Source organism: Ottowia thiooxydans (assembly GCF_040548795.1).
Taxonomy (GTDB): Bacteria; Pseudomonadota; Gammaproteobacteria; order Burkholderiales; family Burkholderiaceae_C; genus Ottowia; species Ottowia thiooxydans_A.
Genome location: NZ_JBEPSH010000001.1, coordinates 648,725 through 662,670, shown reverse-complemented (window position 1 = coordinate 662,670; position 13,946 = coordinate 648,725). Strand labels below are relative to the sequence as shown.

11 protein-coding genes are annotated in these 13,946 nt (G+C 57.2%); 5 read left to right on the top strand and 6 right to left on the bottom strand.

What is annotated here, in order from left to right:
- The first annotated feature begins 101 nt into the window (after positions 1 to 101).
- From ABIE13_RS03040 to ABIE13_RS03020, 5 genes are all read left to right on the top strand, one after another.
- Positions 102 to 1,247, top strand: coding sequence for an acyl-CoA dehydrogenase family protein (locus tag ABIE13_RS03040; protein WP_354441015.1), 1,146 nt, complete (start codon positions 102 to 104; stop codon positions 1,245 to 1,247).
- A 3-nt stretch (positions 1,248 to 1,250) separates the two neighbouring features.
- Positions 1,251 to 2,339, top strand: a complete 1,089-nt coding sequence (locus tag ABIE13_RS03035; protein ID WP_354441013.1) for an MBL fold metallo-hydrolase — start codon at positions 1,251 to 1,253, stop codon at positions 2,337 to 2,339.
- A gap of 21 nt (positions 2,340 to 2,360) precedes the next feature.
- Entirely contained in the window at positions 2,361 to 4,502 is a 2,142-nt protein-coding gene (locus tag ABIE13_RS03030; protein WP_354441242.1) for an acetate--CoA ligase family protein, read from the top strand.
- Between the two features lie 79 nt (positions 4,503 to 4,581).
- Positions 4,582 to 5,307, top strand: coding sequence for a GntR family transcriptional regulator (locus ABIE13_RS03025; protein WP_354441011.1), 726 nt, complete (start codon positions 4,582 to 4,584; stop codon positions 5,305 to 5,307).
- A 135-nt stretch (positions 5,308 to 5,442) separates the two neighbouring features.
- Positions 5,443 to 6,201 (top strand): sulfite exporter TauE/SafE family protein, encoded by a 759-nt coding sequence (locus tag ABIE13_RS03020; protein ID WP_354441009.1) that lies wholly within the window; start codon positions 5,443 to 5,445, stop codon positions 6,199 to 6,201.
- A gap of 45 nt (positions 6,202 to 6,246) precedes the next feature.
- Here the strand turns inward: ABIE13_RS03020 and ABIE13_RS03015 are convergent, their stop codons facing one another.
- Genes ABIE13_RS03015 through ABIE13_RS02990 form a run of 6 tightly spaced genes read right to left on the bottom strand, consistent with a single transcriptional unit; the run spans position 6,247 to position 13,824 of the window.
- Positions 6,247 to 6,741: an MgtC/SapB family protein gene (locus tag ABIE13_RS03015; protein ID WP_354441008.1), complete on the bottom strand. Its 495-nt coding sequence runs from the start codon at positions 6,739 to 6,741 to the stop codon at positions 6,247 to 6,249.
- Positions 6,742 to 6,750: 9 nt separating this feature from the next.
- On the bottom strand, positions 6,751 to 7,749 hold the full coding sequence (locus ABIE13_RS03010; protein ID WP_354441006.1) for an SDR family oxidoreductase: 999 nt from the start codon (positions 7,747 to 7,749) through the stop codon (positions 6,751 to 6,753).
- A gap of 39 nt (positions 7,750 to 7,788) precedes the next feature.
- On the bottom strand, positions 7,789 to 8,460 hold the full coding sequence (pdeM, locus tag ABIE13_RS03005; protein ID WP_354441004.1) for a ligase-associated DNA damage response endonuclease PdeM: 672 nt from the start codon (positions 8,458 to 8,460) through the stop codon (positions 7,789 to 7,791).
- Positions 8,457 to 11,141 carry a ligase-associated DNA damage response DEXH box helicase gene (locus ABIE13_RS03000; protein ID WP_354441003.1) on the bottom strand — a complete coding sequence of 895 codons (2,685 nt, stop codon included), beginning with the start codon at positions 11,139 to 11,141 and terminating at the stop codon, positions 8,457 to 8,459. The genes pdeM and ABIE13_RS03000 overlap by 4 nt, the downstream gene beginning before the upstream one ends.
- A complete protein-coding gene (locus ABIE13_RS02995) occupies positions 11,129 to 12,799 on the bottom strand; it encodes an ATP-dependent DNA ligase (protein WP_354441001.1) in 1,671 nt (556 codons plus the stop codon). The genes ABIE13_RS03000 and ABIE13_RS02995 overlap by 13 nt, the downstream gene beginning before the upstream one ends.
- Entirely contained in the window at positions 12,796 to 13,824 is a 1,029-nt protein-coding gene (locus ABIE13_RS02990) for a ligase-associated DNA damage response exonuclease (RefSeq protein WP_354441000.1), read from the bottom strand. The genes ABIE13_RS02995 and ABIE13_RS02990 overlap by 4 nt, the downstream gene beginning before the upstream one ends.
- Positions 13,825 to 13,946 lie beyond the last annotated feature (122 nt).

Here is a 13,946-nt window from a genome sequence, read left to right as displayed (position 1 = left end):
CTTCGACAAGCTCAGCCCGAACGGGTATTTGTCTTGATTTAGGGAAACATCAATAGTTGAACCTCGTCGGCGAAAACATTCACTCATCAGGAGACAGTGGCATGGAATTTGGATTCACCGAAGAGCAGCAGATGCTGCGCGAGTCAGTTCGCAAATTCATGAAGAAAGAATGCACACGCGAATACATCCGCGACTGCAGCGACAACGACCGCTTTCCGCATGAGCTCTACGACAAGATGGCTGCTCAGGGATGGATGGGAATTCCCTTCCCCGAAAAATACGGCGGCGCAGGTCTTGGCCCGATGGAGCTGGCGATCTTCCTGGAAGAAGCTGGCTACGGATGGTATGGCGCAGGTACTTCGTACTTCACTTCGGTGGTGCTGGGTGCCTACAACATCATGACCTACGGCACCGAGGCGCAAAAAGACGAGTTCCTTCCCAAAGTAGTCGCGGGGAAAACCAAACTCGCGTTTGCGCTGAGCGAGCCGAACGTCGGCTCTGATGCTGCTGCGGTGGAACTGTTTGCCGAGGAGCGCGGGGATCACTTCGTACTGAACGGCCAGAAAATGTTCACGACCAACGCGCATGTGGCTGACCAGATAGTCACCGTGACGCGCAGCATCCGAAACCCCGAGAAAAAGCACCACGGCATCACCATTTTCCTGGTGGATGCCAAATCTCCAGGTATTGAGATTCGTCCGCTCAAGCAGATGGGGCGCTCTGCCACACACACCAACGAAGTGTTCTTCCGCGATGTGAAGGTGCCGCGTGAGCGCATGATGGGCAAGCTGCATGAAGGCTGGTCCAATCTCAACGGCGGGCTTGGCATTGAGCGGCTGAGCGTCGCGATGATGTACGCAGGCACCTCCCAGGCGATGATCGACTATGTATCGGCCTACGCCAAGGAGCGCAGGCAGTTTGGCCAGCCCATATCCAAGTTCCAGGCTGTGCAACACAAGCTGGCGGATATGCAGATCAAGACCGATGTGGCACGCCTGCTGGGCTACCGTGTGGCTTGGATGCTGGAGCAGAACATGCCTTGTTTCAAGGAAATGTCCATGGCCAAGCTATACGCTAGTGAAGCCATGTTCGACATCGCCAACAACGGCGTACAAGTGATGGGCGGCTACGGTGTACTCAAGGAGTACGACATGGAGCTGTTCTTCCGCGACTCAAGGATTGGCATGATCGGCGCAGGCGCCTCGGAGATTCAGCGCACCATCATTGCCAAGCAAATGGGGCTTTGATTGATGACTGCACCTACATCGAGCCAGGTACAGACGATCAGCCAACGCCTTTGGCGGCGCCGTAATGACTTGCCTGCTCTTCAATACCACGAGGCTGACATTCCAGTGGGCTTACCGGTGGAGCTGACTGAGGGCATTTTTCTAGTGCGCTTGCCGCTACCGTTTGCGCTCAATCACATCAACCTGTATCTAATTCGCGAAGCTGGCGGCTGGACTTTGATTGACACCGGCATCAATACGCAGACTGCCCGTGACCTGTGGGATTCGATCTTTGAATCGTCGTTCTTCACTGAGCATGGGCCGCTGACACGCATTGTCGTTACGCACCATCATCCAGATCATATCGGCATGCTTGGCTGGATAGCGCAGAAATTCCCTGAAGCTCCGGTCTATATGACAGCTGGTGAACTTGAAGTGGCCGGACGCTATTCGGACCCCAAACGCGACGTAGTGGCCGAGCGGACACCGCTTTGGATCGAGCATGGAATACCGGCTGTCGTATCCACAGAGCTGATCAACCACATGCCTCGTTACGGCACTCAGGTCGGCGCGCTGCCGACCGGGGTGCGGGTGCTGGATACAAGTACCTATCTTGAGTTGGGTGGGCAGCGCTGGATACCCATCATCGGACGCGGTCACTCGCCGGAGCATTTGAGTCTGCTGCGAGAAGATGGACAGGTCTTGATTGGCGGCGACCAAGTGCTCCCAAAGATTACTCCCAATATCGCCGTGTGGCCAGGGGGCGATCAGAACCCGCTGTACTCCTATCTGGATACGCTGCGCTTGTTTGAAGGCATTTCCGCATCGACCCTGCTCCTGCCTTCCCACAAACAACCCTTCAACGGGGTGGCGCGGCGCGTGGAAGAGATCCGGGCACACCACGAGGAACGCCTTTCAGTGGTGCTGAACGCCTGTGATCGCCCAATGACGGGTTATGAATTTTTACCTGCTTTGTTTGGGCGCCAATTGCATAACGAGCAGATCGGCTTTGGTCTGGGCGAGGCCATAGCGCATTTGAACTATCTGGAGAGCGTGAGCCTGCTGACATCGTCTGTGGACGACACGGGCTTGCGCCGTTTTGAACGCACTTGAATGAGACACACCGTGAATACGATGACCGAAACCGCCCTCCTCCAATCCGCTGAACATGCGGCGTGCGGCAATGCCCTTTCCTCACTTTTTCATCCGCAATCTATCGCGTTCATTGGTGCTTCCGAACGGCCCAATACGCCTGCATCACGCGGTTTGCGCAACTGTTTGAGGCATGGCTTCAAGGGCGGCCTGTATCCCATCAACCCCAAGTACCCCGAGCTTTTTGGAGTGCCTTGTTACAAGACACTAGCCGACCTGCCTGAACTGCCAGACCTGGTGATGATCGCACTCAGTGCAGAGATGACGCTGAGTGCCGTAGCTGAATGCAAGGCGGCTGGCGTGAAGACCGTGGTCGTCTGTAGCGCTGGCTGGGAAGAACAAGGACCCGAAGGCGTTGAACGTGCGCAGCGCCTGCAGCAAATCATGGTCGGCGCCCAGATGCGTATGCTCGGCCCGAATTGTCTGGGCGCAGGCAATCCGGCGCAAGGGCTCTGTCTGGGATACAACAGCAGTTTTGAATCCATGGCTCATGCGCGCACTGGCCGCGTAGGCTTGGTGACTCAGAGCGGCGCGATGATGGGCGGCCTGCTGCTCAATGGGGAGGACGCAGGGGCCGATATCGGTCTTTACGCGCATGTTGGCAATGCCATGGACATTGGCATGGAAGAGTTGGCGCAGCACATGCTCGAGAACGCGCAGATCGACGTGGTGGCGCTGATGATTGAAGGTTTGCGCCAACCGCAACGCTTTTTGGAGCTGGCGCGCCGCGCACGTGCCATAGGTAAGCCGCTTGTGGTGTTCAAGGCTGGTGCTTCTGAGCTGGGTAGGCAGGCTGTGATGTCGCACACAGGCGCCCTGGCGGGATCGGATGAAGTCTTTGCTGCCGTATGCCGCGAAGAAGGCATTTTGCGAGTTTCGGAAAGTGAGGATCTGCTGTCCACAGCCTCAGCACTTGCGAAATGGAAAAACAAGCGCCCAGTGGGAAAGGCAGGCCTGCTCGTGTTTACGCTCTCGGGCGGCGCGGCTTCGATTCTTGCGGACGAATGCGCTGATGCAGATGTGCCTGTACCTGAACTCTCTGCCGCCACCCTGCAAAAGCTGTCAGCTATTTTGCCGAGCTATGTGAAGGCTTCCAACCCGCTCGATGTGGGCGGTGCGGTATTCAGCGACCCGGAATTGCCTCGTCGAGCGCTGGCCATCGCGTTGGAAGACGAGGCCATAGATTCGGTATTGTGGGTGGGCGTGGGCGCGCCGCGTGATGATCGCTCTCAACTGTGGCTGAATCAGGCGCTCGATGTCATGGCTACAAGCGACAAGGCCAGCATCATCATCCCGGTCTCAGGTTACGTGCAGGAGGCCGGCTTCGAGCGTGCGCGCGCCATGGGTGTTCCAGTGGCGCGCAGCTTGCGAGCATCGGCACAGCTCAATGGCTTCGCGCGCAAGTTCAATCAAGCCACTTATCCGCCGGGTGAGTATGGCGCCGGCATCCCCGAGCTGCCGAAAATCGGGGGGCTGATTGATGAGGTGCAGTCAAAGGCTCTTCTCAAAGCACTCGGCCTGAAAGTCCCGGATTCACGCGTGGCCAACACCGCTGCCGATGTGGAAAGTTGCGCTCGAGAGCTTGCTGGTACCGTGGTTGTGAAGGGGCTTGCACGAGGGATTGCACATAAGAGCGAGCATGGCTTGGTGGCGCTGAACCTTGGCACGCCCGAAGCAGCCCGGGCGGCAGCCGAGAAGATGCAGGCGCAGGCAGCTGAGCTTGAGTTTCTGGGTTTTCTAGTCGAGCGTATGGCTACGAAGGGCGTGGAAGTGGTGCTGGGCATCAAACGAGATCCGGGTTTTGGTCCGGTCTTGATGTTTGGTCTGGGCGGGATTTCCGTGGAGCTATTCAAGGACGTCGCGTTTGGAATGTGTCCTTTGAGTCCCGAATCCGCACGTGAGCTCATCGGTCTGACCAAAGCGGCCGAACTGCTGCGCGGCTTTCGTGGACAGCCCAAAGCTGATGAACCAGCGCTGATTGATGCCATGGTCCGCCTGTCTCAGTTCGCAGCCCATCATGCCGGTCGGCTCTCCGAAATGGATGTCAACCCTGTTATCGTGCTGCCTCAAGGACAAGGCGTGCTTGCTCTCGATGCGATGATTGCGTGTGATGCGGCCCCCTGAAACGACGCAATAGATTGCGGCCTGGCTCCTGTTCCGTTGGGGGTATGCTCGCATCATCAAACAAAAACTGAGATTGAGCTTGGGTAAACCTATATACGTTGAACTGGCCGAGACGCTGCAGCAGCAGATTACTTCAGGGAAATATCCGGTAGGCAGCACTTTGCCGCCAGAGATGACGCTTTGCGAGATCCACGGCGTGAGTCGCTTTACGGCACGTGCGGCGCTGGCCGCATTGCAGCGTCAAGGATTGGTCTCGCGGCGGCCACGCATTGGCAGTGTCGTGATGGCCAGCAATCCCCAAGGCTCCTACAGTGTCCAAACAAACAGCGCAACTGATATTTTGCGTTTCACGTCGACTTCGGATCTGCATCTGGTCAGCACCGAAGATGTGGTTGCCGATGCCATGCTCGCACGTGAATTGGGTGGGAATGTGGGAGAGATGTGGATCAAGGTTTCCACATTTCGCGATTCACCTGACACCAAGGTGGTGGCGTCATGGACTGATTTCTATCTGCGCCCGGAGCATAGAAGCGTGGTTCCGCTGATTGGCAACAAGCGTGGTTCGGTGTGGCAATTTCTCAGCGAGTTGCAGCAGCGGCCCATTGACCGCATTGAGCAGACCGTGGAAGCCTGCAAACTCCCCAAGGAGGCCGCCGTCGTACTTGGGGTCGCACCCAAAAGCCCAGCGTTGCGTACGGTATATCGTCTGTATGCCGAGGGACTTTCGGAGGTCTACTATGTGGCCATTAGTCTCTATCCCGAAGGTCGATTCAAACTGTCGCAGACGCTGAGAAGAGAACGGTAGATAAGTAGCTCGCTCAGAATCTCCAGTAACCGTAAGCTCCAATAAGAATTTGCAGAAATCGCCTGGACGCGTGACGGTTCAATATTTCACGCTAGGGCCGCTGCACGAACTACCTCAAGATTCTCAAACTAGTCAATGCAATCCATATTCTTCTTTGTTGCCCTGGGAGCAATTGTTGCGGGTTTCGTTCAGGGGTTGTCCGGCTTTGCGTTCGGTATGGTGGCCATGTCAATCTGGGCTTGGGTGCTGGAGCCGCAACTTGCAGCAACGCTGACTGTTTTTGGAGCGTTGACGGGGCAGGTATTGGCCGCCTTCAGTGTTAGACGTGGGTTCAGTTGGGGATTGCTCATGCCCTTCGTGCTCGGGGGGCTGATGGGAATTCCACTTGGCGTTCTGCTGCTGCCCTATCTGGACATGGCGTGGTTCAAGGCCATTTTGGGAACTCTGATGGTTTCGTGGGGTTCAGCGATGTTGCTGGCCAAACATCTGCCCAGGATTACCGCGGGCGGGCGGGTGGCCGACGGCGCGATAGGCATGGTGGGCGGGGTACTGGGTGGACTAGGCGGTTTCACGGGCACCGTGCCAACTCTATGGTGTACGCTGCGCGGCTTTCCCAAGGACGAGCAGCGCAGTGTGATTCAGAACTTCAACCTTTCCATGCTGGCGGTGACCATGGGCACCTACCTGGCTACTGGAATAGTCAAGACTGAGATGCTGCCCTACTTCGGGATCGTCGCGGCAGCCATGCTGGTCCCAACGCTACTGGGAACGCGGCTCTATATTGGCATCTCGGAGGCCCGTTTCAAGCAAATCGTCCTGGGACTGATTACTTTGTCTGGCATCGCACTGCTGGCGTCCGCCATTCCTTTGCTCATAAAGAGGTACGCAGCATGAGAGGGTGGCCCCTCGCCGGACGCGCTGACCTTGGCCACCGTTGCTTTACTCGGGATCTTTCCTCCCCTCACGCTCTGCCGAAGGTTCAACGCGCGGCAACGCAGCAAGAATAAGCAGAGTAAGCACTGTCGCCAGCACTGCTGTCGACTCACGCCCCAATCCGCATGCAACCCCAATTGCGGCCGTCATCCAGATCCCCGCTGCGGTAGTCAATCCTTCGACCTGCTTTTCCGACTGCCGTTTGATGATAGCCCCTGCACCCAGGAATCCGATTCCGGTGACCACCCCTTGAATGACACGACTCATATCCGCAATCTGAAGGCCACCCAGGCCTGGAGCGAGTATCAGGAGCGCGGCTCCCATAGCCACCAGCATATGCGTGCGAAGTCCGGCAGCCTTTCCCTTGTGTTCTCTTTCGTAGCCTAGTGCGCCACCCAGCAACGCGGCCAGCAGCAGACGCGTCAATACGCGGGTGATCTCGGATACATCGGTAATACCGGCGAACTCCGATGACACCACTTCAATGACTTGGTTCCACATGGTTTGCTTTCAAATGGCGCCGACGCTGCCAGTAATGGGAAGAACAATGCCTGTGATGTAGCCGGACATCACGGGGGAAGCTAAAAACACATAGGCGGGCGACAATTCTTCAGGCTGAGCGGCCCGCTTCATATCCGTATTTTTTCCGAACTCGGCCACGTCTTCAGCGGCCGCATCCGCGGGGTTCAATGGCGTCCAGACTGGGCCAGGCGCAACAGCGTTGACGCGTATGCCCCGCGCAAGGAGGTTTTGCGCCAGTGACTTGGTCAACGCGTGGATAGCTCCCTTGCTCGCGGAGTAGTCCAGCAAATGCGCACTACCACGCAAGCCCACGACCGAACCTGTGTTGATAATCGCAGAGCCCTTCTGAAGGTGTGGTACGGCCGCACGCGTCATGTGAAAGTAGCCACCAATATTGGTCTGAAGGGTTTCGTCCAGGCGCTTGGCAGACACATCCGAGATGGACTTGGCATGCTGCTGAAAGGCGGCGTTGTTGACGAGCACGTCCAATTTCCCGAACTCCTTCACGGTTTTACGCACCGCCCGTTCACAGAAACTTGCCTTCTTGACGTCACCCTGTATCAACAGGCAGCGCCTGCCTTCATCTTGAACGCACCTGCGGGTTTCCTCCGCATCTTCGATCGAGCTGAGAAAGACGATGGCCACATCTGCGCCTTCTCGGGCATAAAGCACGGCAACCGCACGGCCTATACCTGAATCACCGCCGGTAATGAGGGCTACGTTGTCTTCGAGCTTTCCGCTGCCTGCGTAGTCTGGAGCCATGAAACGCGGCTGCAATTTCAGATCAGCCTCGCTGGCTGGTTTGGCAACGTGTTGGGCCGGCATTTTCACAGGTTGTCGCCGCGCGCCAGCCTGAACGGCCGCCTTGCGCTTTCCGCCTGACTTCGGCTTAGCTTTGCTGTCCTTGGCATCTTGCTTTTTTTGTATGGCGCGCTGCGTGGTAGCGGTGGCGCTGGATACCCGAGATGATTTGGACTTAACCGTCATGATTTTTCTCCGATTATTGGTTGGTCGGCGAGAAGCGATCTACTGGACACGTGCGATCAGTCCGGGGTCCTCCGCAAAGACCCACACGCGGCTTGATGAAGAATGGCAAGTCATACCTGCCGTGAATGCCGAAAAAGCAGGCAATACAAGCTGAGTTCCTTCTTGCACCAAGGCTGGAAGCGCGCGCCGCCAACCAGGTGCCTTGAATATGGGATGCACGTGGCCGTGCACATTGAGAAAGTGCTCTGGTGCCAGGGCGACAGGAAACTTGGGCTCATGGCTGAGCAACACCGGACCTACCTGAACGAAGGACACAACTTGATCAAGCTGCCAATCTGCAGCGTTGATGGATCTGTCGTGATTGCCCCTTGTCAATATCAGATCCACGTCGCGGTGAGCGTTCCGAAAATGACTCCAGGCTAAGCGGGTATCGTCTCCGACAATACGGCCATGTACAAAATCACCCAGAACAACCAGCGATCTGGGCTGGACTTCCTGCAGCAGATGGTTTAGTCGCATGAGGTCGTGGCGCTGAACAGCCTGAGGCACGGCAATCCCGAAGGCGCGAAAGGTGTCGCTTTTTCCCAGGTGCAGGTCTGCAATCATGAGCATGCGCTCACGCGGCCAGTACAGCGCTCGCCCGGACAAAGCGATCATGGCTTCACCGGCCACATCGATTTCAAGACTCTGGTGCTGCACGGAATCTTTCATGCGGCTTTGCTCCTTGAAGCAGACACCTTGCTTGCACTCAAATTGGACGGCTCTGCGTCTACCTGCAGTGCCGCGCGTTTGACTCTTTCCGTCCAGGTTTCATTGGAAATCTGGCCTCTGAAGCTTTCGGCCCAAAGGCCGAAGGAAAACGGGGTATGTTTGACTGGACGTGTGTGCACTCGTTCAAGTTGGCTGAGACGCTTAAGGATTTCTCTAAGCGTCGGAAGGTGCAACTCCTGCTCCAGTGCTTCTCGCCTGGCTTCGCCCAGCAGAATATGCTCAGGGTCGTATTTGCTCAGGACATCAAAAAGAAGGCCTGCGGATACCTGAAGCTGCCGGCTGGAAACCCGAGAACCGGGGATCCGGCTCGTTACCAGTCCTGCGATTTGCGCAATGGCCTTGAAACGTTTGCGCGCTAGTTCGCCAAAATTGACGGCTTCCTGGAGATCTTCTTCCAAGCGCGCCGTGCTCAACAGTTCGGGCCAGTCAAGTCGGGATTCATCGACAGGAATCTGCGGTTGCAGCATGAAGCCGACTTCATTCGTGGTCCATGAAAAAGTATTGCTTTGAAGCTTGGCCAATCTGGTGGACAGCAATAGTGCCAGCCCTTCATGAACTACGCGGCCAGCAAAGGGGTAAATATAAAAACCAGGCGCATTCTTGACCCCGCGTGCTGTTGAGCTCTTTCCACGCGCACCGCCTACATGTTCTATCAGGAGTTCGTCGATGCCAGGTACGTGCGAACGCTGCTGCTGCAACTCAATGAGAGGCATCAGGTGCCGAAGTTCTGGTGTCATGGCCCGGTGCGGTAAGCCGGGCCTGGCTTCGGCGGCTTCCGCCAGAAGGACCTGCATTCGCTCGCCTACTCGCAAGGACATGGTCAGCAAAGTCCCCGCCCAGGAGGGCGTATGGGTTCCGATGCTGGAAGAACGGCGCACCCAGGCTGTGGTCCCCTCAACCCGAACAAATTCAAGGCTGCGGCCAGCAAAGTTGAAGATATCACCGGGCTGTAGCCGCGCTATGAAAGCCTCTTCGATGGAGCCTACCCGCGCTCCGCGAAGATAGCGCACGCTGAAGGCGGACTGCGTCACTATGGTGCCAATACTCATTCGGTGGCGCCGAGTCACCACCTGATTCGCCGGTTCGTAGCGATTGTCTGCGCCTCGCTTCAGTCGCTCGTATTGCGGGTAGGCAGCCAATGAATCGCTGCCTCGAATGAGAAAGGCAAGCACGGCCTCCCATTGGGCTAACGTGATTGCTTCGAACGCTGCAGAGGTCTTGACCTCCTGCAAGAGTGCGTGCGAGTCGAATCCGCCAGCGAGCGCCATGGACATGACATGTTGACTCAGGACATCCAGTGACAGCGCCAGCGGCATACGGCTTTCATAGATCCGCTGCTGCGCCAGCTCTCGGGTGGCGGCAAATTCGCACAGATCCATGGCTTGAGTAGCGACACCATCCAGGTGAACCGCCGCTCCGGGCCGGTGCCGCGCTCGCCCGGCTCGCTGAACGGTTCGAGACACGGACCGAGCACCACCGACCTGTATGACGCGATCCACCGCAGGAAAATCCACCCCCAGATCCAGACTGCTGGTGGCGACCACGCATCGCAGCTTGCCTTCTCGCAAGCCATTCTCCACCCCCTGGCGGACTTGCAAGTCAAGCGAACTGTGGTGGATAGCCAGCGTTTGCGCTGTCTCCGGCCAGATAGAGTTGAGGGCGCTGAACCACAGCTCGGCTTGAGAGCGCGTGTTGGTAAAGAGGATGCTGGTTCCGGTGGACAGTACGAGCTTGGAGACTTCTCCCAGGTTCGCGAGCCCCAGGTGCCCCGCCCAAGGCAAGCGTGTGTTGGCAGGCGGCAAGATGGAATGCAGGTGAAATGGCTTGGCACGTGTGTCTTCGACAATCGTCATTTGGGCCTTGGGTCGTTCGCGCACAAGAACCTGAAGCGCCTGATCCAGATTACCAATGGTGGCAGAGAGTCCCCAAATCTGCATATCAGGCGCCAGGGCTCTAAGACGCGCCAGATTCAGTTGCAGCAGAACACCTCGTTTGCTGGGAAGCAGCTCATGCCATTCGTCAACCACGACACTTTGAAGTCCCGAAAAATGCTCGAGACTGCGCTCGTGACTCAGAAGGATGGCCAATGATTCTGGCGTGGTGATCAACATCTGCGCGTCGCCAGTTTGAGACAGGCGTTTGTCTTGAGCGCTGGCGTCACCGGTGCGCAGGGCAACTTTCCAATCGGGCAGGAGCTCCTGCACGGGACGGGTGATGCGTTCGCGTGTGTCGCTGGCTAGCGCACGAAGAGGTGTGATCCATAGCAGGCGAAATCCTGGTGTCTCGGCCTTCGAAGCTCTCGGTCTTGATGCAGTGCCGCGTTTTTCCTGTGCCTGTTCCTGTGATTTCGCCACATCTGCCGATTGAGAGGCCAAGGCAGCCAGGATGGGCCCGCCCAATGCAGCGATGGTCTTGCCGCTGCCAGTGGGCGCGCTAATGAGACCACTTTGGCCCTGCACATGGGCGTCCCATGCTTGCTGCTGAAAGCGTGCTGGTGCAATCCCTTGCGATTTCAACCACCGTTTCCATACCCGCATGGCACCCGACACGCCCAGCTTGGCCCCTGCCTTTTCCGGAACTTCGGATAGAGGTGTACCTTGCACTGGACTTATTCTCGGCATAGGGCTTGGAGTGCTGACAGATGGTCCGCCTGACTCGGCGGCTTGTCCTCTCTCCAGCGAAGAATGCGTGGAAATCGAACTGCTACGCCCGATTTGTGGCGTGCTGAACGGTTGACGGCTTCAAAAGCGAGTTCGAACACGAGCTCCGGCTTGACTGATCGGACCGGGCCAAAGCGCTCGATGGTGTGGCTGCGAATCCACCTGTCGAGCTTGAGGATCTCCGCGTCATTAAGACCTGAATAGGCCTTTGCAACAGGGACCAAAGCGCCCTCCTCTCCCCATACGGCAAAGGTGTAGTCCGTGTGTAGAGTGCTTCTGCGGCCGCTACCGCTTTGGGCGTAGATCAAAACGGCGTCAATGGTGAAGGGGTCTATCTTCCATTTCCACCAATCGCCTCTTTTTCTCCCCTCTTGGTAGGGAGAGTTCAGCGCTTTGAGCATAAGGCCTTCGGCGCGTTGTTCGGCGGATCTGGCGCGGGTTTGACCCAGCTCAGGCCAGCCATTGAATTCGACCACTTCGGACAATCCCAAAAGCGAGCTTTGAACTTCGCTCTGCGCAAGAACGCGTTCCAGTTCAATCCTCCGCTCAGCCAGTGGTCTTGAGCGCCAATCTTCTCCGTTGGACTCCAACAAGTCATAAAAGAGGATTCGGACGGGCGTTTCCTTCAGAAGTTTGGCCGAAGGGCTTCGCTTCTGAATGCGTTTTTGCAAGGCCACGAATGCGCGCGGGAGGTTTGCCGCCTCATCCCATGCAAGCAATTCTCCGTCCAACACCACTCCTGGAGGCAGTCGAACGGCCTGCGCCTCCAGTTCCGGAAATCGACCATCCAGGCGCTCCTCACCCCGGGACCAGAGGTAAGGCGCATGACCCTCTCGGTACACCAGTTGCACCCGGATGCCATCCCATTTCCACTCGGCCTGCCAGGCCCCCGGCGAGCCCAGCGATTCGGCCTCTGCAGTTAGCGGGGAAGCCAGAAAAAATGGATAAGGTTTATCCAATGAACGCGCTGAAACACTCGTATCCATGAGAGTCTCATAGGATTGAGCAGAAGGCAGCCACTCTCCCACCATTCGGTGGGCCATATCTGCGGTGCTGATGCCCGCAAGTCGGGCTAGACTGACCTGGATAGTTCGGCGTGACACACCGACGCGCAGCGACCCAGTGAGCAGCTTATTGAACACGAGCCTGGACTCCGTGTCGAGGCACAACCATGCAGTGTGAATAGCGCTCTTCCTTATCTCAGGCGTTTCACCGGATAGCGGCAGAAGAAATTTCTCGATCCAGTCGGCAAGTGAGCTCGCTTTGTCTGGTACCGACCACGCCGCCTCCAAAGATTCCGCCTTATGCATCGGCGGCAAGCTCGGCCCTTGTGCAGCCACCAGCAGCGCGAGGGTTTCGGCCAAATCGCCAACCTGACGATAACTGTCCTCTACAAGCCAGAGCGGGAGCGCGGTGAGCTCACTGACCCACTCCCTCAGCTCGGTGGTTTTGGCCACACGGTGCCGTCCGGCATTGACTTTGCCCCCTCCAAGTACGTGTATGGCCCAACTGGCCTCCGTACTGCTCACGCTGGCGAAGTACGCTTGCACAGCGTCCTCGCGAGCGCGTGTTCCTGAAGACTGGTCCAGAACTTGATACAACTCTGCGAAGCGATTCATGCGGAAGCTCCTGCATCTCCTGCATCGACAAGCTCCTCCTCGTCTCCGTAAACAGTGCGAAGCCGCTCAGCTTGCAGGCCTAGGTCGCGTTCAAGGAAGGGAATCAGCGCGTCTGTATTGCCGTGCGTTGCCAACACCCGCTTTGCGCCTGATTCACGAATAGTGTTGACCAGGGATCGCCAATCCGCATGATCTGAAATGACGAAGCCTCTTTGCAAATTGCGGCGACGGCGGTTTCCGCGCAGTTGCATCCAGCCAGAAGCCAGCGCCTGTTCGAAGTGACGAAAACGCCTGGTCCACGCCGAATCCTGGGCGGACGGGGGAGCCAGTATCAGGCGACCCGAAAAATCCGTTTCCACAGGCAAGTCAAGAACCAGCTCTGTAGGCGTCAGGGAAATACCTGCCTGACGATAGATCTCTACGCCTTTCGCCATGGCTCCATGCAGCAACACTGGCAGATCGAGCAAGCCATCCAGTTCCGCCAGGATGCGCTGAGACTTGCCCAATCCGTACGCGTAGAGGATGGCCGCCTTGCCTTGGGCTTCACATTGCTCACGCCACTGAAGAACTCGGGCTATCTCGTCTCTGGTGTCCGGCCATGCGTACACGGGGAATGCAAAGGTCGCTTCACAGATAAAGACATCACAAGTGACCACTTCGAATGGCGCGCAAGTGGGGTCTGGATCGCGCTTGAAGTCACCTGTGAAGACCCAGACCTCACCTTGGTGCTCTACACGCACTTGCGCTGAACCGAGAATATGGCCTGCAGGGTGAAGCGATACGGTAACGTCACCGAATTGACGGGTCTCACCGTAGGGCATGGTGTGAATTTTCTGATCGCCCAGGCGCCAATTCAGAATAGGCTCACTTTCACGCGCGCACCAATACTCCTGCATCCCAGTGTGCGCATGGTCGCCATGGCCATGGGTCACAAACGTTCGGTGAACAGGCTTCCACGCATCTATGAAGAAGTCTCCCGCTTCGCAGTAAAGGCCACGATCCGTCAACTCGATCAGTTCCGCCATCGGAGGTCCATGACGATGCAGCTTTGATGTCTTGTCATGCCCGCATTCTGGCAACGGAAATGCACGCGTAGCGTAAGCGGAAGCCGCGTCAAATGTATGAAATCGGCCTTGCTGCCTTCTAC

Bases quoted from the DNA above. Each gene is read 5' to 3' on its own strand.
- ABIE13_RS03040 (WP_354441015.1), top strand. From the start codon at position 102: ATGGAATTTGGATTCACCGAAGAGCAGCAGATGCTGCGCGAGTCAGTT.
- ABIE13_RS03035 (WP_354441013.1), top strand. From the start codon at position 1,251: ATGACTGCACCTACATCGAGCCAGGTACAGACGATCAGCCAACGCCTT.
- ABIE13_RS03030 (WP_354441242.1), top strand. From the start codon at position 2,361: ATGACCGAAACCGCCCTCCTCCAATCCGCTGAACATGCGGCGTGCGGC.
- ABIE13_RS03020 (WP_354441009.1), top strand. From the start codon at position 5,443: ATGCAATCCATATTCTTCTTTGTTGCCCTGGGAGCAATTGTTGCGGGT.
- ABIE13_RS03015 (WP_354441008.1), bottom strand. From the start codon at position 6,741: ATGTGGAACCAAGTCATTGAAGTGGTGTCATCGGAGTTCGCCGGTATT.
- ABIE13_RS03010 (WP_354441006.1), bottom strand. From the start codon at position 7,749: ATGACGGTTAAGTCCAAATCATCTCGGGTATCCAGCGCCACCGCTACC.
- pdeM (WP_354441004.1), bottom strand. From the start codon at position 8,460: ATGAAAGATTCCGTGCAGCACCAGAGTCTTGAAATCGATGTGGCCGGT.
- ABIE13_RS03000 (WP_354441003.1), bottom strand. From the start codon at position 11,141: ATGCCGAGAATAAGTCCAGTGCAAGGTACACCTCTATCCGAAGTTCCG.
- ABIE13_RS02995 (WP_354441001.1), bottom strand. From the start codon at position 12,799: ATGAATCGCTTCGCAGAGTTGTATCAAGTTCTGGACCAGTCTTCAGGA.
- ABIE13_RS02990 (WP_354441000.1), bottom strand. From the start codon at position 13,824: ATGGCGGAACTGATCGAGTTGACGGATCGTGGCCTTTACTGCGAAGCG.